Origin of the sequence: Gimesia chilikensis, from assembly GCF_007744075.1 — a bacterium.
GTDB classification, from domain to species: domain Bacteria; phylum Planctomycetota; class Planctomycetia; order Planctomycetales; family Planctomycetaceae; genus Gimesia; species Gimesia chilikensis_A.
Map to the genome: position 1 here is coordinate 4,953,988 of NZ_CP036266.1, position 22,650 is coordinate 4,976,637.

General features: G+C 54.3%; 15 protein-coding genes. 12 read left to right on the top strand and 3 right to left on the bottom strand.

Annotated elements, in window-relative coordinates:
* Window positions 1-6 precede the first annotated feature (6 nt).
* Complete coding sequence (locus HG66A1_RS18680; protein ID WP_145187312.1) at window positions 7-411, bottom strand: BlaI/MecI/CopY family transcriptional regulator; 405 nt, start codon at window positions 409-411, stop codon at window positions 7-9.
* A gap of 265 nt (window positions 412-676) precedes the next feature.
* Between HG66A1_RS18680 and HG66A1_RS18685 the strand changes: the two genes are divergently transcribed.
* From HG66A1_RS18685 to HG66A1_RS18695, 3 genes are read left to right on the top strand one after another with little or no spacing between them, the layout of a single operon-like run.
* Window positions 677-1,219 carry a hypothetical protein gene (locus tag HG66A1_RS18685; RefSeq protein ID WP_145187314.1) on the top strand — a complete coding sequence of 181 codons (543 nt, stop codon included), beginning with the start codon at window positions 677-679 and terminating at the stop codon, window positions 1,217-1,219.
* Between the two features lie 60 nt (window positions 1,220-1,279).
* Complete coding sequence (locus tag HG66A1_RS18690) at window positions 1,280-2,779, top strand: sulfatase (RefSeq protein ID WP_197996669.1); 1,500 nt, start codon at window positions 1,280-1,282, stop codon at window positions 2,777-2,779.
* A gap of 54 nt (window positions 2,780-2,833) precedes the next feature.
* Window positions 2,834-3,133: a hypothetical protein gene (locus HG66A1_RS18695; protein ID WP_145187320.1), complete on the top strand. Its 300-nt coding sequence runs from the start codon at window positions 2,834-2,836 to the stop codon at window positions 3,131-3,133.
* A gap of 28 nt (window positions 3,134-3,161) precedes the next feature.
* Here HG66A1_RS18695 and HG66A1_RS18700 read toward each other — a convergent pair whose 3' ends face one another.
* Window positions 3,162-4,220, bottom strand: a complete 1,059-nt coding sequence (locus HG66A1_RS18700) for an alpha/beta hydrolase (RefSeq protein ID WP_197996670.1) — start codon at window positions 4,218-4,220, stop codon at window positions 3,162-3,164.
* 217 nt (window positions 4,221-4,437) lie between these two features.
* Between HG66A1_RS18700 and HG66A1_RS18705 the strand changes: the two genes are divergently transcribed.
* From HG66A1_RS18705 to HG66A1_RS18725, 5 genes are all read left to right on the top strand, one after another.
* Entirely contained in the window at window positions 4,438-6,015 is a 1,578-nt protein-coding gene (locus HG66A1_RS18705) for an alpha/beta hydrolase (protein WP_145187327.1), read from the top strand.
* Window positions 6,016-6,069: 54 nt separating this feature from the next.
* Complete coding sequence (locus tag HG66A1_RS18710) at window positions 6,070-6,513, top strand: GNAT family N-acetyltransferase (protein ID WP_145187329.1); 444 nt, start codon at window positions 6,070-6,072, stop codon at window positions 6,511-6,513.
* A gap of 178 nt (window positions 6,514-6,691) precedes the next feature.
* Window positions 6,692-12,010 carry an SUMF1/EgtB/PvdO family nonheme iron enzyme gene (locus tag HG66A1_RS18715; RefSeq protein ID WP_145187332.1) on the top strand — a complete coding sequence of 1,773 codons (5,319 nt, stop codon included), beginning with the start codon at window positions 6,692-6,694 and terminating at the stop codon, window positions 12,008-12,010.
* 185 nt (window positions 12,011-12,195) lie between these two features.
* A complete protein-coding gene (locus tag HG66A1_RS18720) occupies window positions 12,196-13,011 on the top strand; it encodes a hypothetical protein (protein ID WP_145187334.1) in 816 nt (271 codons plus the stop codon).
* Window positions 13,012-13,060: 49 nt separating this feature from the next.
* Window positions 13,061-13,456, top strand: coding sequence for a YybH family protein (locus tag HG66A1_RS18725; protein WP_145187337.1), 396 nt, complete (start codon window positions 13,061-13,063; stop codon window positions 13,454-13,456).
* Between the two features lie 27 nt (window positions 13,457-13,483).
* Here HG66A1_RS18725 and HG66A1_RS18730 read toward each other — a convergent pair whose 3' ends face one another.
* The gene (locus tag HG66A1_RS18730) at window positions 13,484-15,049 is read right to left on the bottom strand and encodes a sulfatase (protein WP_145187340.1); all 1,566 of its coding nucleotides are present in this window, start codon (window positions 15,047-15,049) and stop codon (window positions 13,484-13,486) included.
* A 288-nt stretch (window positions 15,050-15,337) separates the two neighbouring features.
* Between HG66A1_RS18730 and HG66A1_RS18735 the strand changes: the two genes are divergently transcribed.
* From HG66A1_RS18735 to HG66A1_RS18750, 4 genes are all read left to right on the top strand, one after another.
* Window positions 15,338-15,703: a BlaI/MecI/CopY family transcriptional regulator gene (locus tag HG66A1_RS18735; protein ID WP_145187343.1), complete on the top strand. Its 366-nt coding sequence runs from the start codon at window positions 15,338-15,340 to the stop codon at window positions 15,701-15,703.
* Window positions 15,704-15,738: 35 nt separating this feature from the next.
* Window positions 15,739-19,089, top strand: a complete 3,351-nt coding sequence (locus tag HG66A1_RS18740; protein WP_145187346.1) for a M56 family metallopeptidase — start codon at window positions 15,739-15,741, stop codon at window positions 19,087-19,089.
* 149 nt (window positions 19,090-19,238) lie between these two features.
* The gene (locus HG66A1_RS18745) at window positions 19,239-19,634 is read left to right on the top strand and encodes a BlaI/MecI/CopY family transcriptional regulator (RefSeq protein WP_145187348.1); all 396 of its coding nucleotides are present in this window, start codon (window positions 19,239-19,241) and stop codon (window positions 19,632-19,634) included.
* Between the two features lie 10 nt (window positions 19,635-19,644).
* Window positions 19,645-22,626 (top strand): M56 family metallopeptidase, encoded by a 2,982-nt coding sequence (locus tag HG66A1_RS18750; protein ID WP_145187351.1) that lies wholly within the window; start codon window positions 19,645-19,647, stop codon window positions 22,624-22,626.
* Window positions 22,627-22,650 lie beyond the last annotated feature (24 nt).

Here is a 22,650-nt window from a genome sequence, read left to right on the forward strand (position 1 = left end):
AGTTACTTACTTCGTCTTTTTCCCTGCCTGCTTAATAAACTCGCGCAGTTGCTGAATTTCATCGGGTGAGAGTTCCTCTTCTTCAACAATGAACTGCAACATCGGCGATAAAGCACCATTGAAGGCGCGGCGCAAGAGGCGTTTCAATTCTCCCCGTTTTGCTTTATCGGGGCTGATCGCTGAGCTGAAGAGATTCAGATTGCGGATTGCTTTGCGCGTCAACAGCCCCTTGGTCACCATCCGGTCCATCGTAGTTTTGACCGTACTGTAGGCCCAGCCCTGCGTCTCTGCCAATGCTTCCTGTACGGTCCCCGCTGCACAAGGCTCCTGTTCCCAGACCACATTCATGATGACCCACTCAACATCAGTCATCGCCTGAGCTGACGGATCAGATTTTGTTTTTTTCGCCATGTGAATCTCCCTGTTCTACATTCGCCGACATTACACTACATTTGTAGTGTCGTCAAGTCCCTGTCTGCAGTTTAGTGCGATCTCACCTCCAGACAAGGAATTTCAAGCCGCCTGCAGACTGCGATTCTTCCTTCAATTTCTCAACAGCATTTCCAGTTAACTCCTGTTCTGATTTAATGTAAGTACCAGGACAGCGATGTGTGTCGCAGGCGCTTCAAGCTTGCAAAACAATTTCCTCTTTTTTTTATTACACAGAACAGAAGCCATGACTCCGCCGACAGATCGCTGGTTATCGCTCCCTCTCAATGAGATTCAGAATTCGCTGGGAGAGTTTACGGGCTGGGTTCTCTGTGGTGGGCGTTCGCTGGACTGGCTGCTGGGAACAGAGACTCGCTCCCACGGCGATACCGATGTGGGTGTGTTCCGCTCAGAACTGGCGGACTGCCTGCGTTTTCTTGATCAGCGGCGCGTATATCTTTGCGATCCCCCCGGTCAGCTCATTGCCTGGGAAGGGGAGCCTGTGCCGGAGCATGTCCATGACATCTGGCTCACCAGTCCGGACTTGAATCACTGGGAACTCCAGTTGATGGTCTACGATGACAGTGATGGTTCCGTGAGCTACCGCAGGGATCCAAGAATTCACTGGCCCCGGGAGGCGCATGCGATTACAGTACGTAAGATCAGGATACTGAATCCGTTGATCACCCTGCTATTCAAGCTGCATCGGCGTGAACTACAGGAGAAGGACTGCCTGGACGTGGTAAACCTGATTACCGGATTTGCCAACCAGTGTCTGCAGTCAGACTGACTGCTATTACCCCGGATAATTCGAAGAGGAGCACAGCGAATGCAACAGCAGAAGCAAAGAATGAACTGGTTAGTCTGGTGTCTGCCGTTTATCTGCTGTCTGATACTGAGCCCGCCCCTTTGGGCAGTCCCACCGAATATTCTGTTGATCGTTTCAGAAGACAATGGCCCTGAACTGGGCTGCTATGGCGATCCGTATGCACAGACGCCGCACCTGGATCGACTGGCCGCGGATGGGGTGCGGTTCGAGAATGCGTTCGTCCCCTACTCCGTCTGTTCGCCGTCGCGGGCCTGTTTCCTGACCGGAAAGTATCCGCACCAGAATGGACAGATTGGCCTGGCGACCCACAAATTCGCCATGTATCACAAAGAGACGCCCAATTTTGTGACGCTGCTCAAACAGCAGGGATATTTCACCGGGTTGATTGGCAAGCTGCACGTGAATCCGGAATCCGCTTTTCCCTTTGATTATCGTGCGATTACCGGCGCGAATTTCAACCGCCGTCAGCCGGTAACAGCTTATGCAGACAAAGCGGGAGAGTTCTTTAAACAGGCACAGGAACAACCCTGGTTTTTATCGGTGAACTTTCCCGACGCACATCTCCCGTTCCTGAAACAGGCGAATGGCAGACCGGCCCAGCCCCTGTCTGCGGATGATGTGAAGCCGATGCCCTGGGTGGGCGTCGATACGCCCCGGCTGCGCGAGCAGGTCGCCAATTATTACAATTGCCTGGCCCGACTCGACATCGGCGTGGGATTGCTGCTGGAACAATTGAAGCAGACGGGAGCGGCTGAGAATACGCTGGTCATTTACATCGGCGATCATGGCGCCCAGTTCCCCCGGGGCAAAGGGAGCGTGTATGAAGGGGGCCTGCGTGTTCCACTGATTGTTCGCTGGCCGGGTGTCGCGGAGTCGGGACTGGTCCGGACCGAACTGGCTTCCACGGTGGATCTGTTACCGACCGCCCTGGCGGCTGCTGATCTGTCGATCCCCCAGGACCTGCCCGGTCGGAACCTGAAACCTCTGTTGACTGCTGGTCCTGCAAAAGACTGGCGGGAGTATATCTTTGGCTTTACCACTGGTTCCTTTCCACGGAACTGCTATATCCAGCATTCGTTGCGGGACGCCCGTTATAAGCTGATCTCCAATCCGCGTCCCGGCACCGAAAACCTGATCGCAGACAGTTATCTGGATGAATCGCATCCCCACTTTGTCATCTCCGGTGCGACCGCCGCCGACCAGAAAACGATTTCACCCCGTACGAAAGCGGCTTTTGCACGCTGGTCGACGCCACCTCGCTACGAAATATATGACCTGCAGCAGGATCCGTACGAATGGAACAATCTGGCCGACGATCCCGACTATGCGGAAACGAAGCAACGTCTGATCGACGCCTTAACAGCGCTCCAGCGACAGACGCGGGATCCATTTTTCGCCCCTGAGAACATCGAGGCTTTCGTCAAAGAACAACTGGCCCACCGGGATATGCGTTACCGCAAGCAGAAGCAGTTCCGCTGGTCTTATCTTGATACATTCGCCGACTGGCGTTCAGCCCGGTAGAACGATACTTCATTCAAATGACGCAGTGAGACTGCTCCAGGAAACTCATAATCCATGTTGCCTTTTAACTTCAATGCCCTGTTCTGCGTCATTGGCGGACTTGCGGGACTGTTTATCACTCTGAAATTCAGTGACAGTCGGATAATGATACTGGCTGTGGCGATCGCATCCACCATGCTGATCGATCTCATCATGCGTGTTACCAACGACGAAGTTCAGGACCCGATACTCAATCCCGAAGCGGGCGGTTACATCAGAATCCCCGGACTTGGACCGATGTCATTTATCCCCATCTGGATTATCTGCATCGCCCTGCTGCTTCTGGTCAGCCTGGCCTTTTTTGAAGTTGTCTGAAGTAACAGAGCCTGCGTCTTTCGGTGCCCTACTTCCCGACATGCTGCTTCAGGAACGATTTGACTTTGCTGCGAGCCAGCTTTGATTCCGGCAGTTCGTAATTGAAGACCTGGAAGATGTGCCACATGCCTTCGTAGAGGTCGAGCTTGACGGGGATACCGGCCGTGTCGATGGCCTGGTACTGACGGATCGCGTTGCTCATAAAGATTTCTTTGGTTCCCGCCTGGATCAACGTCGGCGGAAAGCCTTTGGAATAATCGCCATAGACGGGAGAGACATAGGGATGCTTCTGATCGGCGGGATCTGCATAGGCGTCGGCACAATGTTTGAGGTTTTTCGGATAATACAACAAGGGATCCGCCTGCTGGAGAGTCGTGTAAGTGTCTCCGGTTTCAGTGATATCCGCCCAGGGAGACCAGAGCACCACCGCAGCCGGCATACCCAGCCCTTTGTCCCGCAGCTTAAGAACCGTTCCCGCAGCCAGTCCGCCCCCTGCAGATTCCCCGTAGATGGCGATCTCCTTGAGTGAGTGTCCTTCCTTGATCAGCGTCTGAATGACGGTCACGACCTGATCGGTGACTTCCTGCCACTTCCCGACCGGGGCCAGCGTGTAGTCGACGGAGATCACGCGAAACCCGGTTTCACCCGCCATGGGGACGGCACTCATTAACCGGGAACGGGCGCTGTACATTGTGTAGGCGCCGCCATGCGTGTAGATAAGTACTTTCCCGCTTTCCTGCCAGCCTTTCGGTTTGATGTCCAGTACCGGCACTCCCCCCAGCTTGCGTGGCGTAATTTCCGGCTGATATTTTTTTACAACCTCAGCATTCGCCGCCGCCCGTTTCTGTTCGATTTTCTGTTGCACGGCTTTCCAACCATCCAGATCATCGGCAGCCGGCAGGGGCGCTGTGGCGGCAGCGCCCCTGAAACCGGCGAGTGCTGTTTGTGCTTCGGGAGAGATTGTCTCAGGGATGGAGAAGTCCTGTGCATAAAGTACAGCAGGACTGACTGAAAACAACAGGATGCTTCCCAGGAGGGCATTGCAGAGAAAGCGTTTAACAAAATCTGATTCAGATGCCGAGGGCATAAAGTACACTCCAGTATTTTGATAAGAGCAGTAAGTAGAAAGACAGCTTACTGCTACACTATACAATGTCATGAGCGCACATGTTGGAGTTAGCAATTCAAACAGAGTTCTCGCCAAGAACAAACGCCGACAGTGATAAACTCCCTCTGGAACCGGGTCTCCCAAAAGGTTACGATGGAATACTCTGTTTCTTTGCCTGCTCAGGAATCACAACTACATGTATCTTGCTCGTTCTTATCTTCTACAAGCCATTCTCGCATGCGGCCTGTGTTCCGGTCTGCCTGCTCAAGTTACAGATCGAGCGGACACATCACCGGCCGTCGGAACGCGTCTTACCCAGGCTTGTGAATTTGGCAAACAACTGGTGGGGGAAGAGTCTCTACTGGTGGTTCCCGAAAACCGGAAGCAAGCTGACAGCCGGAAGATTTCCGTCCATTATTTTCGCTTCCCGGCACGCCTTCCCTCGGGGAAAGCTCCCGTGTTTTATCTGCCCGGAGGCCCCGGTGACGCGATTAACAGCAGCGACATCCGTAACGGCTTACGCCGGAAGAATTACAGTAAATACACCGAGTTGCTGGCATTCAATAAATATCACGATGTCATTATTGTGAACCAGAGGGGCAACAGAAAAGCTCCGGGAGTCCAGAGACTGCCCCGGGCGTGGGTTGTGCAACCAGGGGCGCGACTCAAGCCCCTGGTCTATGAGGAAAAAGGCAAGCGAGTGGCGGAGGGGTTACAGCTGGCGATTCAGGCATGCGCGCGTCTGCAGTTTGACCTGAAGGGCTACGACATTCTGCATCTGATCGATGATGTGGAACAGATTCGTCGCGTGCATGGTTACTCCACGATCTGTCTGCGTGGCAGCAGTTTCGGGTCACAGTGGGCGCTGGGTTATCTGCAACGCTATCCGGAGCGCGTGGACCGCATGGTGCTCTCAGGCGTGGAGCCACTGAGTCACACTTATGACAGTCCCACAGAAATCTGGAAGGTCTTCGAGCGTATCGAAGCGGAAGTGAAAGAGTCGGGCACCATCGAACTCCCCCCGGAAGGCCTGCTCGGCGCGCTCAAAGCAGTGTTGACTCGACTGGAAAAACAGCCGGTGCGCGTCACCGGCCAACATCCGCGTCGAGGTGGCTCTACCGAGATTGTAATCGGCATGGATGATGTGCGGTTTTACCTGACCCGCCCGATCTTGGACGCCCCCCTTTATTCGCGACGGATGCGGGAACTGTGGCCACACCTGGTGCTGGAACTGTACCGGGAAGACTACCAGTATCTGGCGGCGAAAATTATCGATGACCGTCCAGAACTGAGCCATCCCGACCTGCTGCTGGCGCTGGTCGACCACAGCCTGGGAATCTCGGATCAACGCCTGAAAGAACTGGAACAGGGGCCGGCCCGGCGCTGGCTGGGCGATGTCAACTGGCTCTATACTGCCACGCGTAAGAGTACGCCCCCTCCTGAGGTTAGTGATGCGTTTCGCGAATTGAAAACGTCTCAGACGCCGGTTCTGATGATTCATGGCACACTCGATCTGATGACTCCCTATGAGAATGCTACTCAACTACTACCTGCATTTCCCCGCGGTAAATTGATCACCGTTCAGGGAGGGACTCACATCGCGTGTCAGCATGCGGCGGTCGTCGATCCTCAGTTTTTACGTTATCTGACAGATTTTATGAATGCAGCACAACCCGCAGATACACTGAAAGAGATTCCCGAAACGATTACATTACCGCCACTGAAATTTCAACCACTGCAGTCGGGTTCGCTGTTTCAGGAACTGACGCAGTGAGAATCTCTTTTAGAATTTTCAGGCTTTGAATGCAATCAGGGATAAAACAGCCCTATGAAATTCGAGCTGCAACCACTGGGCGCCCCCGATCAACTGGATCTGCTGGCAGAAGAAGCCCGCAGACAGGGGTATCGCATGCTGGATCGACTGCAGCAGGAATGGCGGGAAGGTATCAATCGTTTTGATCGGGAAGGTGAATGTGTGCTGATCGCGGTAGGGGAAGATCGCATCGTCGGTGTCTGCGGTCTGAATCGGGATCCGTACTGCTCCCTCAAAGATATCGGACGTGTACGACGATTGTATGTTGCTTCCGGGGTACGACGTCGAGGTGTCGGTCGCCTGCTGGTGGAAGCGATTCAACAACGTTGTCCCGGTGTGTTTCAGCAATTGCGGTTACGCACAAATTCTTCTGCAGCGAGTACCTTCTACCAGGCACTCGGCTTTCGACCGGTGGAAGACGAGCCTGATTGTACGCATGTGTGGACTGTTTCCGCCTGAATCTCGAATTCACAAACAATTCCCTCCCCGCTGAATTCCTACTGGATTTCTGACCACGCCTGATCTACGATGGAGCGAAGTCAATCGACTCTTATCCGGTGCAAAATTCTGTTGCGCTGGTTCACATTCAAATGCGACCTCTCTTCTCTGCGACTCGAAGAATCAGGAGGTGTTTCAGATGGCGTTCCCTGCAGGCTATCGTCTTGGCTCCAACGTACCCCGGTATAGATTCGGGCTGCTCGTCATACTGCTTCTTTTCGCGGGCAGTGTTGGCTGTTCCGATCCTCAGCCTCCCAGTTCGCCAGTTGCAGAGAACTCTACGGAAGCGTCCGAGACGACACAGGCGGAAACAGATCCCCTGATACCACAAACAGAACAGTCGACGCCTGTTGCTCCAGCAGAACCAACAACATCCAGGCCCCCTGAAAACATGCCAGTCAAACGGCTGGAGCCTGAGAAAGTGGAGCCACCAGCATCCGCTCCCGCGTCGACGACTGCTGCCAGCACTGAACGCCGTCAGGCTTCGCCGCTGAATGCCCCCTTCAATGAATCGATGGCGAAGCAGGGACAAGCTGACTGGGCAGCCTCGCTGAATCGAGAGCCTCAGATCACCAACAGTATCGGCATGCAGTTGACTCTGATTCCCCCCGGTGAATTCACGATGGGCTCTCCCACCACGGAAGCAGAGCGTCAGGATTTTGAAACGCCGCATCGAGTCACATTAACCAGACCGTTTTACCTGGGTACTTATGAAGTCACTCAGGCCGAGTATCAGACCATCATGGGTGAGAACCCGAGTTGGTTCAGTGCTAACGGAAAAGGGAAAGACAAAGTCGCCGGCAAAAAGACAGAGCGTTTCCCGGTGGAATTCACGAACTGGGAGGATGCACAGAGATTCTGCCGAAAGCTGTCTGACCGCGAAGGCAAGACCTATCGTCTGCCGACCGAAGCAGAGTGGGAATACGCCTGTCGGGCCGGTACGACCAGCGCGTTTCATTATGGCATTATCGATAACGGACAGGCCGCTAACACGCATGGAGATGTCCCGTACGGAACCAACTCGAAAGGACCGGCGCTGGGTCGTACGACAGAAGTTGGATCCTATGCTCCCAATGCCTTCGGTCTGCATGACATGCACGGGAATGTGTTCGAATGGTGCGCAGACTGGTTTGTACTCCAGCTCTACAAACAACGGGCGGGAAAGGTGACCGTAGATCCCCTGGTCTCGAAACGGACTCCTGCCGCGAAAACCCGGGTCTTAAGAGGTGGTTCGTGGACCAAAGGCAAAGGGATCCACGCCCGGGCGGCACTTCGGCGCGGGAATCTGCCTGACTGGAAAGGACAGAACATCGGCTTTCGGGTCGTGCAGGAAATCTCAGGCGAACCCAGGCCTGCTCCCGTTGTGCAGGCTGAACCGATGCCTGCAGATCCAAAGCCGTCTGACACAAAAGAGAAACCAGTCGCCGCGACGATCCGCGATCCCCGGGCAGGCGATCTGGTTTATATCCAGCCGGGCAAGTTTCTGATGGGGAGTCTGGAATCAGAGCCGGGGTCCTGGCCCATGGAACGTCCACAACATGAAGTCGAAATCAAACAGGGTTTTTACATCGGTAAGTACGAAGTAACCCACCAGCAGTTCTCCAACTTTGTAGCGAAAACGAAATACAAGACCGACGCCGAAAAGAGCGAAAAGGGAGGCGGAGGTTATGTCAAAGAGCAGAAAGGAATCGTGAACTGGAATCCGCGTTTCTTCTGGAAAGATCCCGGATTTCCACAGAAGAGTAATTCCCCTGTGGTCAATATTTCCTGGAACGATGCCGTCGCGTTTTGCGACTGGCTGACCGAACAGGATGGACAATACCGCTTCCGTCTGCCAACCGAAGCGGAATGGGAATATTGTGGCCGGGCCGGCACGAAAGCCGCTTATGCCTGGGGCGACAAACAGGAGTCGATGGTGGGGAATGAAAACGCTTCCGACCAGTCCCTGGCCAGACTGTTGAGTGATAAGTCTTTTCATAAAAGCCGTTGCGGGAAATGGGATGACGGAATTCCGTTTACTACCCCCGTCGGTTCATTCAAAGCCAATCCGTTCGGTCTATATGACATGCAAGGCAATGTCAGTGAATGGTGCAGCGACGTCTACCTGGATAACAGCTACCAGCTTTCCCCGGATCAGATTCCTGCCACAGGCAAAAAAAGAGTGCTGCGTGGTGGTGCGTTTGATTACCTGCCCATGGACTGCCGCGTCGCCCGCCGTCTCGGCGACTGGGCCAATGAAACCCGCTGTGATCGTGGTTTTCGAGTCGTGCGGGAACTGACACCCCAGCCCGGTAAAACCGAACTCGCAGAAGCTCCACAGAACCCTGCCCCTGTTGAGCCGCAACCTGCGACTCAGAACTTTGACAGACCGGTGATCAGATTTGGTCGCCTGGCGACACCAGAGCCGGTGACTTCGTTTACGGTCTCTGAGGATAACAAATTCCTGATCTGCTCTCACCAGGGAGCCAATCAGGTTTCAATCTGGGATGCGCAGACATTGCTCCCCATCAAGATCCTGAGTACTCCTTCACCGCGTTCGGTCCTCAGTCGGGGGCCGTTACTGATGGTGGCTAATGACGGAAAGGGAACGGTTAGCGTCTTCTCCAGCAAAGACCAATGGGCGCAGACCAATCAACTGGATGTCGAAAAGCCGCACATCGTTTACCTGAGTGCGCCCCAGGGTCGACACTTCCAGAATGAAATCCTGGTTACCTGCCATGGAGAAGGTCCCAAGGCTTCTTACAGTGACTGTCATGTTTATCATCTCGATCTCAAAACCGACAAAGACCGCCACCTGATGAAGGCGGCGCTGGCAACCTGCAGCTTCGACGGCAAGTATGTCATTACGCAGGGTTCGTTTAATCTCAGCCCGTCCGGAGGGATCTCTGCCTTTGCCTGGGAGGACTTCGTTTCCGACCGTCCTGCTCAGCCGATTTACAAGGGAGGCGCGAAATCTCAAACCCCCTACGTCTACCAGGTCTATCCTGGTTCATTCTGGATTGGAAATAATGTGATCTTCGGAGGCGTTCCTCTCGTCAGTGTCAGAAGCAAACTGGACAACCTGGTCATCGCGGACCGGAACCGTAAGTTACTGTATGCATTGACTCCCCACGAGGTGAAGGTCTATCCGGTGTCTGCTGTCATTGAAGAAGTGGAAGATCGAAAAGCCGAATTTCCCCTGCAGGAGTTCAGCCACGTTTATCATCGCCACAACCGGATTAGCGGCTATCTGCTGGATCATCCGATTGCTTTTACCGAAAATGAACTGACACACCTGTTTGCCCTGGACATGGGTAAAAATCAGTTGCTGGTGGCCACAACTCCGGCCTTTGACATTCCCGATGATGCTCTGGCACCACGACTGGTTACCGAAGCTCCGAGTGCCGGCAATCCGGGTTCCGGTAAGTCTGACGCTCCCACCAAGCAGGCAGTCCCGAATCCCCTGAAGTTCCCGGCGTTTCTCGCCGAGGGCGAGTCTTTCACGCACACGCTCCCGGAACAACCTGAGACCAAATATGAACTGTTAAACGCGCCAACCGGCGTCAAGCTGAATCCCCAGAACGAGGTTACCTGGAAACCCGGTTCCAGGCAGGTGGGCAAGCACGAACTCAAATTCAAGGTCACACAGGGAGATAAGGTCACCTTTGCGCGGGTGGAAGTCGAAGTTGTCTCCCGTGACCTGATCGAGATGCTGGGCGGGCTCGATAAACTGAAAGACTTCCCACGGTTTGATCTCGATCCGGAACCGGCCAAGCTGATTCCCGCACCGGACTATCAGTCGTTTCTCGTTCTGCAGGGAAAGAAAGTCCATCGAATGACCGGCGATGGTATCAAAGATGTGAAAACCTTTGACCTGCCAGAACGCTATGAATTTATTGCCGAACGCGATGATACATTTCTGGCATTGGACCAGGGCCGATTTCAGCTGGATGTGATCGATCAGCGGGGAGGCCGCATCAAAAAGAGTATCCCCCTGGATCGGGCGGGAGTACGGGTGCTCGAAATCACGGACCTGGCGGTACACCCGAAATATAACATCAGTTATGTCGCGATCAAAACAGGCATCGAGGTTCCCCGCTATCGGGTTCTGGTGGTTAACGAGAGTACTTCCCGAGTAGTCGCTCCTGATGAACTGCTGGGAACATGGGTCTGTGTCGACGCATCCGGCAAGATGCTCTATACCGGCTATCGCGACATTTACCGCAACGGGACCAAGTTTCACATCAACCCCGGCTGGAGACTGCTGGAAGTGCCCCAGTATGGCAACCTGGACTTTCTGATCAGCTTCAAACTCCGCCGCGGGGTTCCGTCGATCTATCAGTACATCGACAATGCCGGCGGTAACGGGAACGGAATCCGTCTTTCCGCCGACGGGAAGCGAATTACGTATCTTTCGAACGGTGGTTTTCCCTCGTTATCGCGAAACCTGGCCGGCTGGAATGCGAAGCAGCTCAAACAAAATCCGGTGGCTTACGAAACTAAGGGGCGCGGGGTCTGTACGCAAATCGCCTTCCATCCGACACTGGATCTGGTCGCGGTCCCCGGCGGGAATTCGGCAGTGTTTTTCAACCGTGAAACTGGTGAAGTTATCGAGGACAAACTCTTGCTGCTGAATCAGGGATTAGGCGATGTGAAGGTCGCAGACCTGACTTTCTCTCCTGACGGGAAGTCTCTGATCTTCCTCTGTCACAATCCACTCCAAGGTAATTATCTGCGACCAGTGCCTCTCAAGCTGACACCTGCCGAACAGAAACAGGTCGGACGTAAGATCAATCTCGCGCAGGAAAAACCGCGACCAGTCCCCACGGTCAAGCAGTCAGAACTGCAGGCACTGAAGCTGGATCCTAAACCGAATAAACAGACGCCGCGGCAGATCGCTGAGCGATTTAATCCGACTGTGGTGCTAATCAAGTCTGAAACCGGCTCGGGCACCGGCTTTGTTGTGGGAAGTGAAGGCTATATCCTGACCTGTGCCCATGCCGCCCCCGAGGATGAGAAGCTGATTGTCGAGTATCAGGCTGGAAAAGGCCCTGTTAAATCAGTAGAAGCGACAATCCTTCTGTGGGATGAAGATCAGGACCTGGCGCTACTTAAGTTGAAGGAAAAAGTTGATCTGCCGACAGTCATTTTGAGCTCCCGTAAGTCCTATGATTCGGGCGAACAGCTGACTGTGATTGGGAATCCGGGACTGGGAGAGACCATCCTCTCGCAGACACTGACCACGGGCGTCATCAGCAATCCGAAGCGGATGCTCCGCGATCAGCCGCTGATTCAGATTTCTGCCGCAGTGAATCCCGGCAACAGTGGTGGTCCGGTGTTTGATGACCGAGGCCAGGTGATCGGCCTGGTGATCTTAAAAGGGGATATCGAAGCAGCCGGGTTCGCGGTTCCGTCCACAGAACTTCGTAAGTTCCTGCTGTCCGTCACGAAAGGGAAACCAGAGGCAGGTGACAGGTAGCGACTGCTGACAGAACAGGATTCGCTCTTTAAAACCACGAGTCCTCTCTGAATATTATTGATCTGTCTTTTTATCAGAACAGAACGTCGCGTCCCCTGACGACTGCTCTTCTCTTTGCTGAGAACCCGCTATAATAGACGTTAGACTATCAATGACTGACCGACTGCAGGCGGGAGCCCGTTTCGATGGCTGAGAAGTATTATGTTGAATGCGACTGCGGCAAGCGGGCTCGCGTAGCGCTGCATGAAGCTGGCACTGATAAGCGTTGTGAGGCCTGCCAGCAGACAGTCAGAGTTCCTGATACAATTACCTTGCAGCAGTCTGCGGGCGACAATTACCCACTCTTGCGACCGCTGCAGAAGATTCTGATGACGCTCCGAAAAGAAGAGCCTCCGTTTGACGGTCTCTGCCATCATTGTGAAAACAGAGAAGCCGACATTCTGATTCCCGTCAAACTGAATATCCTCATCGAACGCTATATGAAGAACGATGGGGGGATTCGCCCGACAATCACCGGTGACATTGCCCTCGTCGCTTCTGCTGCGGAGGAATTTTGGAAAGAAGTCTGGTTTCCTTTGCTGCTCTGCAACGAATGCCGAGAGCAGTATTTCGAAGACCGGGAACGGCAGCGTCGCAAACGCCGCTGGGAATTATGGGGGCTGTTCTCACTCCTGGGGGCATTTCTGGTGTTTGCCTATTTCTTCGCAGTGATAATTGCGATGTTTTCGTTTTTCTTCTGGCTGCTACTGGCCTTTGGCTGGGCCTCCCAGTTTCGCGATCGTAAAAAAATGGATGCCTGGCAACTCCCATGGCTGGAAGAGATCCGCTGGGTCCCCGAAGCACTGGCCATGGAAGATGAATATAACCTGGAAACCGGGAAACCGCTCGACCTGCATAAAATCAGACAGATTATTAATGACTCAGAAGATCTGGACGATGAGTTGACTCCCCTGCAATGGTGGATGCAGCAATTTAAATCCGGCTATTTTGAGTTTCCATGAACAATAAGGAATGAACAACAGGATTGACATGTGAAAGGATGGTGAAGTGATGCAAAGTGATGAACAGGAAATTCGTGATCTGGTCAGCACCTGGCTGGAAGCAACAAAAGCAGGCGACACCGAGAAGGTACTGGAACTGATGGCGGAGGATGTCGTATTCCTCGTTCCGGGAGAGCCTCCCATGGTAGGGAAAGCGCCCTACAAAGAAGCGGCGCAGCCCCACCCCGAACAGCCGGTTCCGGAGATTGAAGGTGTCAGCGAAATTCAGGAGATCAAAGTCCTGGGTGACTGGGCCTACATGTGGACTGAGATGGCCGTCAAAGTGACTCCCCCAAGCGGACATCCCGTCAAGCGGGTCGGCCACACACTGTCCATTCTGCACAAAGAGAATGGCAAATGGGTGATTGCCCGCGATGCGAACATGCTGGTACCAGTTACAGATTGAAGTCGTAGATTTTCAGTCTGTGCTTTTTCAGGTTGAAGGCAGTTTCGGTTTGACCGGCTTGCTGCTGCCGGCAGCTTCGACCGGATACTGTGCCTGATGAGATTGCAGACTGTCGATCAGGGACTGCATCATCTGCTTGAGCTTCTGTGGATTCGATTCTGCGAGGTTGTGCTGTTCGAACGGGTCCTTTGCCAGGTTATACAGCTGGTAGTGAGAACCCTCCGATTGTTTGGAGGGGAAATAGTGGTAGATCACTTTCCAGTCGCCGTCCCGGTAAACCGTAAAGTAATCGCTGCGATGCGGTGCATGGGGATAGTTCATCAGGAACGTTTCCGGACGTGAATGGTCCTGCTCGCCCAACAGCAGTTGATTAAGGGGCATTCCGTCCATGACATAATCTTTGGGCGGGAGTGTGTGTGTCAGATCCAGAATCGTGGGAAACAGATCATAGACGGCAGCCACCTGATCCTGAATCATATTTGCGGGAATGGGGAGCTGCTTCTGATTGACATTTTCCGGATTCGGTTTGGCCCAGGCTGCGATGAAAGGCACCCGCATGCCTCCTTCGTAATGAGCTCCCTTCTTGCCCCGCAGAGGCGCTGCACAGGCAACTTCGTGTTGATGCCCCAGGGGTGCGTCGGAACCGTTGTCTCCCAGGAAAAAGATGAGTGTATTTTCTGCGACTCCCAGTTCATTGAGCTGCTGCATGATATCACCCAGGGATTTGTCCATGCCTTCAATCAAAGTGGCAAACGCCTGAGCGTTCTTCGGTTTACCTGAATCCTTATAATGGTCGGCGAAGCGGGGATCGGAATCAAAAGGAGCATGCACAGCATAGTGCGCCATATAGAGGAAGAACGGTTGCTTCTGCTTGACCGTTTCTGCCAGTGCCGCGTTCGCTTCCAGTGTGAGTGCTTCGGTCAGGAAGGTATCAGTGCCATGATATTTATCCAGACCGGGAACGGCGTGATGTGCCCGGCGGGTCCCCAGACCGTATTTCTTCTCACCGTAATAACTGCCTGGTGCCCCGAACGAAGCGCCAGCGATATTGACGTTGAATCCCAGATTCAGCGGTTCCGCTCCGGGGAAGTTGTCTGCACCAAAATGGCCTTTACCGACATGAATCGTCTTGTAGCCTGATTTCTGTAGTAAACGCGGCAGCGTGACGTCTTCTTTCTTAAGGCCTTCCCAGTTCCAGTCCGGCGGTCCCTGAGGACCGGCATTATTCTTACGGGGATTAATCCAGTTCGTCGCATGATGCCGGGCTGCGTTCTGGCCGGTCAGAATGGAAATCCGGGTCGGCGAGCAGACACTCATCGCATAAAAGTTATTGAAACGAATCCCCTGCTTTGCCAGGCCTTCCATGTTGGGCGTGATGTAATAATCGTTGAGTGGGTACCGTTTGGGGTTCCCCTCGGCGTCGGTCAGAAAGGGCACCGAAGTATCCATGACTCCCATATCGTCCACGAGAAAGACGACGATGTTCGGTGGTTGCGTCGCATTCAGATTTGCTGCTTTGAGCGTGGAAACGGAACTGAAAACAAGACCACAGATGACTGCGATTAGAGAGTGGCGCAAAAATCGTGAATTCATAGGAGATGACTTCCTTCCTGAAAGAGCGCTGCATGAAGACCAACGGCAAACTGGCGGAATTTGCAATGGTCCCACTATAACAGGCATGCCCCGATCCTGTCTAATGTTGTCTGTTCGGAACTGCAGCACTGTGGTCCCGCCCAGCAGTTTAAAATCAATATCACTGCTGGCAACTGAAAGCAGGAGACATGGGTCAAATCATCAGTTCCTTGAAAATTCAAATTGACAACCTTGTTTTACTCTAGTAAATTGACATTAGTAAACGACCATCCAGACAAGGAGAGACGGATGAACGCCAGCCAACTGGGTCGGGTCCAGCTGCAGATCATGCAGGTACTCTGGGATCGCGGCCGTGTCAATGCGCGTGAGATCACAGACGCACTCAACCAGCATTCAAACATTGCCCACAGTACGGTCCAGACACTGCTGCGTCAGCTGGAAGCCAAACAGGCTGTGGCCCACGACGTCGAAGAGCGCACGTTTGTGTTTTACCCGCTGATCAAAGAGGACAAAGTCACGCGGCAAGCCACGCGCGAACTGATCGATGACATATTTGATGGTTCCGCAGCAGGACTGGTTGCCTATCTGCTGGAGAACGAAAAAATCCCCAAATCGGAGTTGCAACAGCTGCGTAAGCTGATCAACGACGAGTAATCACGGAGCATTCACTACAGGCAGGAGGACGAGACATGATTGAGACAACGGTCGCTTATTTTGCTGTGTTGGTGCTCCTGCAGTCTACTCTGCTGATAATGACCGGTTGTCTGGCCATGCGGTTCTGTGGTCGACAGAAGCCGGTCGTCCAGTCTGTGATCCTGCGTGTTACCCTGCTGGCAATCCTCGTCTGCCCGCTGGTATCGCTGGCTGCCCACCATCTGGGTGCGAACAGCTATGCTCTGCTCCCTGCCTGGGACATGAATGCAGTCGCTGTCACAGACAGTATTCCCGCTCCTGAGACCTCAAACCCTTTACCGACTGAAGCAGGGAACAGCGAAGGTCTGCCTGCGGCACACGCTCCCTTAGAAGCAATGCCCCGGCCACAAGATCCCGTAGTGACCATGAATATCCCTGAAGCGAGCAATGTCTCCCCCATCGCTGCAGATAACGCGACGCTGTCTACAGTAGTGCTCGATAACCAGCCAACGGGATTCAGTCTACAAAGCCTGATCGGCTGGAGTGTGACGCTGACATGGTTGTCAGGCGTTATATTTATGCTGACGAAGCTGCTGCGGGCGTATCGGGGAATAACCCGGGTGGTCAGGAACAGTCAACCGGCGGAAGCGCCACTGCAAAACCTCTGTCGGGAGACCGCGGAACGGCTGGGGCAACATCCCCCCGAGGTACTCATTTCTCCCGTCGTGCATGCTCCCTGTCTGACGGGGATCCGGAAACCGCTGATTCTGCTGCCCGCACAGAACGACCTGTCGGACAGTGTGCAGCGGGATATTTTTCTACACGAACTGGCGCACCTGGCACGACGGGACTGCCTGTATTTTATGCTGGCCCGTCTGGCGACTGCGGTTCTGTTTTTTCAACCGCTGGTGTGGTGGCTTTCGCGACGAATGGAACAGCTGGCGGATGATATCTGTGACGACTATGTAATCCACTACGGCTCCGGGCGGAAGCATTACGCGAACACGCTCGTCGATTTTGCGGAACGGCTGCCGGCCCCTGCACTGACAACCGAAGTGGGGCTGGCCATGGTATCGCAGCGCTCCGCGTTGAGCCGTCGCGTGCTGCGGATCCTGGATACATCCCGTGTGCTGACGCTTCGCCTGCCGGTGAAATGGGGTGCCCTGATTCTGCTGCTGGGGGTCTCTGCAACCACGAGTGCCGCTCTGCTGGTGACGACCCCGGCAGAGGAATCAGCACCGCAACAGGACGCACCGGCACAGTCAGACGAGAACCAGGGAACAGCGGTGAAACCGAATTCATCCGAACAAAAGCAGGAGAGCGAGAACACGGGATTACACCTGCGAGGGAACGTCGTCAGCCCAACAGGTCAACCAGTTCCGCATGCATCAATTGGTTATGCCAGTACCGGCTGGGATCAACGCCAGCGAACCAGGCTGGTCACCACCGATGCACGGGGGAATTTCGAAATTACGATTCCCGCCTCCGATCCGCGTTACGCTGCCCTGCACAATGACAGTATGCTGGTCGCCCTGGCCGACGGTTATGGCCCGGCTGTGGGAAGTGTCATGCAGTTTGATTTATCTGGAGAAATGCGCAAATCACTGTTGAAAAAGATTGCAAATTCTCATATTCCGCTTGAATTTCTGGAACAGTCTCGGAAACGAATTCAAAATGCGAAGCCCACATTCCAACTGGTCGCCGATGACGTGCCTTTGACAGGCACCGTGGTCGATATTGAAGGGCAGCCTGTCGCAGGCGCCCGTCTGCAGGTGACGCAGTTGAGAGCGACTGAAACCGGTTCGCTCGACGCGTGGGAGGCAGCAGCACAGAAGCCGGGAGCCGACTACTATGAGATCGGATTGCTGCTGACTAAAGCTATCGGCAATCATGTAGGCGGTGCGACTCTGGAATACATCCCTGCCGTGGTCACCGATCAGAACGGGCGGTTCACCATCAAAGGTCTGGGACGTGAGCGGCTCGTCAGACTACTGATCTCCGGACCGGGAATCGCCACGAGTTATGTAGAGGCTCGAACCCGTACAGGAAATATCATCGAACTGCCCCTGCAGGCCCGCAGCCCGTCTTCCGAAACCATCGTCTATCATCCGTCTGAATTCACACATGTCGCAGGACCGTCTCTCCCTGTCACCGGAGTGATTCGAGATGCGAAGACGCACCAACCGCTGCCCGGTGTCAAACTGCAAAGCTATCACCTGGCAGGCCACCGCGTGTCTGGCTGGAGCGAAGGCCTGGTCCAGGCGGTCACCGACGACCAGGGACGCTACCGGCTGGAAGGCTTACCGATTGGCAAAAACGAGGTCATCTGCCTGTCAGCCCGGGATCAGCCCTATCTGCTCTACAAATTCAGTACCGAACTGAAAGCCGGCAGCCCGGCCCCCCAACAGGACGTGGAACTGGTCCGGGGAGTCTGGGCAAACGGTCGTACGTATGATCAGGTCTCTGGCGAACCGGTGCGCGGCGGGCGACTGGTATATGCCCCCCTGAAGGGGAATCCTTTCGCAAAATCGATCCAGAAGTCTTACGCCCTGCTCACATCGCACTATCGTCTGCAGAAGGATGGGACCTATCGGATGCCCGTGCTGCCGGGGCCCGGGGTCATCGGAGTCATGGCAGACGATCACATGCTCTATCAGCGCGGAAAAGGGGCGGAGAAGCTGATTGATCAAGACAAACAAATCAAGGCCATAAACACAACACCATTCTGGATCATTGCCACAAACTACCACGTCCTGGCGGAAGTTAATCCGGCAAGAGACGCGGAATCAGTTCAGGTCGATCTGGCGTTTGACCCGGGACAGACTTTGCGGATCAACGTCGTCAAACAAGATGGCGCAGCCTCTCAGAGTGGAAATTATGTGGGCCTGATGGAAGAATTCCCAAGCTGGAACGGCTTCGAGCAGGGACAGCTGGAAATCAGGGGTTATCGGCCCGATCGCCCGAGGCGTGTCCAGGTCATCGATGCGGAAAGTCAGCAGGCTGGATTCCTGTTAATCAATGAGCAGAATCCGACCGATTTGAAAATCACGCTGGACCCCTGGGCCGAAATCACGGGGCGACTGGTCGACGAAGCTGGCAATCCCAAAGCCGGGGTGAAGCTCTCTAACGTTTATCACGCCATCAGCAAAGACCCCAGTGTTGCCTTACTGCCTCCCGATCCGGAGCAGAAATCGGGCGGTACCGTCAGCTATCTGACCGACGAAAATGGACGGTTTCAGATCCGGGGGATGATTCCCGGGGCGAAGTACCGCGTCGCAGCTCAGGAAATCCGTAAGAATCCCATCTACATTGAACTGGGCGATTTCCTCAGGGGAAAACCGCTCCAGCCTGGTGAGGTGCGAGACCTGGGCGACATCATTTTCAAACGGCCGACCGAAAGTAATTAACACGGTCTCTCCTCACTCCCACTCCGCTGTCTAGCGGCGAGCGTTCCTGAAGGCATGTTTTTTTCAACGTCGTCTTGACACCTGGGACACAATGTCCTACCCTTGCCTGCGACATAACGTCCCAGGTCTGAAAAAAGGAAGCATTGACCATGGTCAAGACGCCCCGTGATGTGACGGAAGCGGAACTGAGTGTACTGCAGGTCCTCTGGCAACAGGGGCCGGCGACGATTCGCGCCATTACCGAACAACTCGAACCCGAACGGGTTGACGCGTATTACTCCACCGTCAAAAAACTGCTCGAACGCCTGGAAACAAAGGGTTTCGTCAAACGGGAACCGGCGGGCATCGCTTTTGTGTATGAAGCCTGTATCGCGCGCGATGAACTGGTGGGGCGACGCCTGCAGGAGGTGGCGGAGACGTTGTGCGAAGGTTCGCTGACGCCGCTGCTCACACAACTGGCACAACACACGGATCTGAACCGGAAGCAGCAGAAAGTGCTGATGGATCTCATCGACGAACTTGCCCAAAAGAATTCAAAACCATAAGGAGATGGTCATGGATCTGCTCTGGAAACTGCTGATCAGTAACGCAGCGATCGCCGGCGGACTGTTTGTTATCGTGCTGTTGATCCGCCGATGGATCAAAAACCCGGCACTGCTGCACATGCTGTTGCTACTTGTGCTGATCAAACTGATCACCCCGGCGGTCTGGCAGCCGCAGATCGCCTTACTTTCACACGGCCCCGGTTCGGTCGTCTCCCCGGTCGAAAAAGCCCCGGTGACAGATGGCACTGGTCTGCTTGCTGAAAACGAGTCCAACACCAACACAAAACTGAATGCTTTCAATTCTCTGCGAAAGCGAATGCAAGAGACCAGCAAAGGCTCGTCTCCTGCTACGACTACTGAAACTGTATCCAATACCTCAACTGCTGAGACTTCAATAGAGATCCCAGTCAGCACGCCAGCCTGGTATCTGAGACTGGCTGCCGCTTTCACAGCCCGCGGATGGACCTGGGCAACATCGCTGTTTCTGATCTGGGCTCTCGGGACAGTGATCTGCTGCTTCATTGCAGCGTTGCGTATCTTTCGTTTCCAACGACTGCTGAAGCTCGCACGGCCTGCTTCAGCAGCACTGCAGCATCGGGCCGGGGTACTGGGCACGCACATCGGTCTCAAGTCGGCCCCACAGGTTGTGTTGCTTCCGGGAGCGATCTCTCCCCTGCTCTGGGCGTTCTGCTGCAGAGCACAGATTATCCTGCCGGAACGACTGCTTGCAGAACTGAATGAAGCAGAACGAGACACACTGCTGCTGCATGAGCTGGCACATTACCGCCGCGGTGATCACTGGGTGCGATTGATTGAACTTGTCACCACGGCGCTGTACTGGTGGTATCCCGTCGTGTGGTGGGTACGGAGAGAAATCCGTCTGACCGAAGAGGCGTGTTGTGATGCCTGGGTCATCCAGACAGAGCCCGACAAACGGCGGGCGTATGCAGAGGTGCTCGTCAAAGCGACCGGCTTCGTTTCCCAGACGCAACGTATTCCCGTCGCCACCGGCATGGGATCAGCGTGGATTCTGGAGCAGCGTCTGACGTCGATTATGTGTGACACATTGCAGCATCAGATTTCGCGGCGGGGAAAATTCCTGCTGGCTACAATCGCTCTGCTGTTATTATCGCTGGCTCCCCTGCCCGGCACTTCGCAGGCGGAGACCAAGGTAGCAGAGAAACCAGACCAGTTGCCGAGTGTAGAAGAAATTCTGAATGGTTACCGGGACAACATCCAGTGTCTGTTACCGTTGGAGATGACGTACCGGATCACTGCGCAGGAGAACATGAACTGCATCACGCGGGACCGACTGAACCTGCAAGTACTCAGGGATATTCAGAAAGCCGACCGAAGTGAAATCATGATCGATGGAAAGATCATGAGCGAGGAACAACTCCAGTTGACGGTTGCGCACTCATTCACTCAACAGGAGATGTTTCTGGAGAGTCAATTGACCCCGGAAGCGGTCCGGAAACGGTTGGGCGAAACAGTGCTAGATCAACGTTATTTCTGGACTGACGGTCGGGCCTTTCATCAACGACGGCCTTATCAGTTACGACAGAAGAATACCACTCTCGAGCAGAGACCGGTCTGGCCGGCGGAGAATTTGAATCAGCATTATAACGAGATCGAGCTGATCTCGTGGTCCGATCAGAACCAGCCTCCCCTGCGGCGGTGGTATGGCAAAAAGAGAAATCATCAATTACCGCAAGGTGAAATCGGCAATGAACTGAAGCAGATCCCCAACTTGAAGACGTCTGCGCCGCTGGGGCTCCAAGAGTATCAGTGGGCAGAAGAGTTGCCTGAATACAGTCTGGATGCCTGCCTGACAAAGCCGCCACACCGGTACCGGGTTGTGGGACGGGAAAAACGGGATGGCAGACCGTTGATTCTCGTGGAGTACCTGAACGAACCACATGCGCAGAGCCCGGAGAAACGCTGGCGAATGCGCGCCTGGATCGATCCCGCACAGGGTTTTCTCCCCTTACGGATCGAATGGGGGTATGTTGACCAGGAAAACCAGCTCGCCAGGGGTTTGAGCCAGCATGCAGAGGTGCTGCAGGTTAAACAGGTTGACGGCTGTTATTATCCGACACGCATCCGGTTTCAGGAATACACGACCGGCACTCCGAAAAAACAGGAGCAATCCTCCCAGACGAACGAGATCAAGATATTCACAAAGAACCTGAAGGACTTTCCAGCCCCCCCCACTGTCCCTGGGCGGAGTACCACTTGGGAGGTACTCGACATCCATCCGCATCAGCAAATCACCCCTGAGGCACTGGCACTGCAGTTTCCAGAGGGGACCGTGTATGAGAACAGGATCGACGGCCGGACATACATCATCGGAAACGAACAGCCGCTGCCCGAGCCACCGGAGCCCCCCGAAATGGTGCACCTTTTCACGCAGGCTCCTCCACTGCAGGTGGCAGAATGGATGGACGGGAACCAGCGTAATCTCAAAGATTTTCGCGGCAAAGTGGTTGTCCTGCTCTTTCTCGACGATACTTTTTTGAAATTTGATTTTGCAAAGTTGCCTCCCGAAATGGAGCAATACTTCGTGGAAGCCCAAAAAATGCTGCTCAGGCTGCATCAGAAGTACGCGAATAAAGAGATCGTCTTCCTGGAAATCTATCCGCCGGACTCATCTAAAGCAAAAATTCGTGAGTTCCACCAGTATCTCGGATTTGAAACACTGGCTGCGATTGACCAGCGGCAGGGAGAGGGCGGTGCCACCAACATGAAGTACCATGGCGCGCAGGTTGCCCCAACCTGTTTTATGTTGAGTCGTAAAGGGCGCATCGTCTTCAGCCCTGAAATTATTGACTCGATAATGATGGAGGAACATTTTCAACATGCCGCCCGGAAACTTTCAATTTCCCTGGATGAACTGGAAAAACTCCCTAAAGACGAAGCCACCCGGCAAAGTCTGAGGGTCATGGAATATATGATTCGTGAGCAGATCGACAAAGTACTCGCAATTCAATAATTATCTGACTGCAGGAGCTACTGT

Excerpts from the sequence above, each read along its gene's own strand:
- HG66A1_RS18705 (WP_145187327.1), top strand. The coding sequence starts at position 4,438 with ATGTATCTTGCTCGTTCTTATCTTCTACAAGCCATTCTCGCATGCGGC.
- HG66A1_RS18750 (WP_145187351.1), top strand. The coding sequence starts at position 19,645 with ATGGATCTGCTCTGGAAACTGCTGATCAGTAACGCAGCGATCGCCGGC.
- HG66A1_RS18700 (WP_197996670.1), bottom strand. The coding sequence starts at position 4,220 with ATGCCCTCGGCATCTGAATCAGATTTTGTTAAACGCTTTCTCTGCAAT.
- HG66A1_RS18695 (WP_145187320.1), top strand. The coding sequence starts at position 2,834 with ATGTTGCCTTTTAACTTCAATGCCCTGTTCTGCGTCATTGGCGGACTT.
- HG66A1_RS18680 (WP_145187312.1), bottom strand. The coding sequence starts at position 411 with ATGGCGAAAAAAACAAAATCTGATCCGTCAGCTCAGGCGATGACTGAT.
- HG66A1_RS18685 (WP_145187314.1), top strand. The coding sequence starts at position 677 with ATGACTCCGCCGACAGATCGCTGGTTATCGCTCCCTCTCAATGAGATT.
- HG66A1_RS18690 (WP_197996669.1), top strand. The coding sequence starts at position 1,280 with ATGAACTGGTTAGTCTGGTGTCTGCCGTTTATCTGCTGTCTGATACTG.
- HG66A1_RS18715 (WP_145187332.1), top strand. The coding sequence starts at position 6,692 with ATGGCGTTCCCTGCAGGCTATCGTCTTGGCTCCAACGTACCCCGGTAT.
- HG66A1_RS18740 (WP_145187346.1), top strand. The coding sequence starts at position 15,739 with ATGATTGAGACAACGGTCGCTTATTTTGCTGTGTTGGTGCTCCTGCAG.
- HG66A1_RS18725 (WP_145187337.1), top strand. The coding sequence starts at position 13,061 with ATGCAAAGTGATGAACAGGAAATTCGTGATCTGGTCAGCACCTGGCTG.
- HG66A1_RS18720 (WP_145187334.1), top strand. The coding sequence starts at position 12,196 with ATGGCTGAGAAGTATTATGTTGAATGCGACTGCGGCAAGCGGGCTCGC.
- HG66A1_RS18745 (WP_145187348.1), top strand. The coding sequence starts at position 19,239 with ATGGTCAAGACGCCCCGTGATGTGACGGAAGCGGAACTGAGTGTACTG.
- HG66A1_RS18735 (WP_145187343.1), top strand. The coding sequence starts at position 15,338 with ATGAACGCCAGCCAACTGGGTCGGGTCCAGCTGCAGATCATGCAGGTA.
- HG66A1_RS18730 (WP_145187340.1), bottom strand. The coding sequence starts at position 15,049 with ATGAATTCACGATTTTTGCGCCACTCTCTAATCGCAGTCATCTGTGGT.
- HG66A1_RS18710 (WP_145187329.1), top strand. The coding sequence starts at position 6,070 with ATGAAATTCGAGCTGCAACCACTGGGCGCCCCCGATCAACTGGATCTG.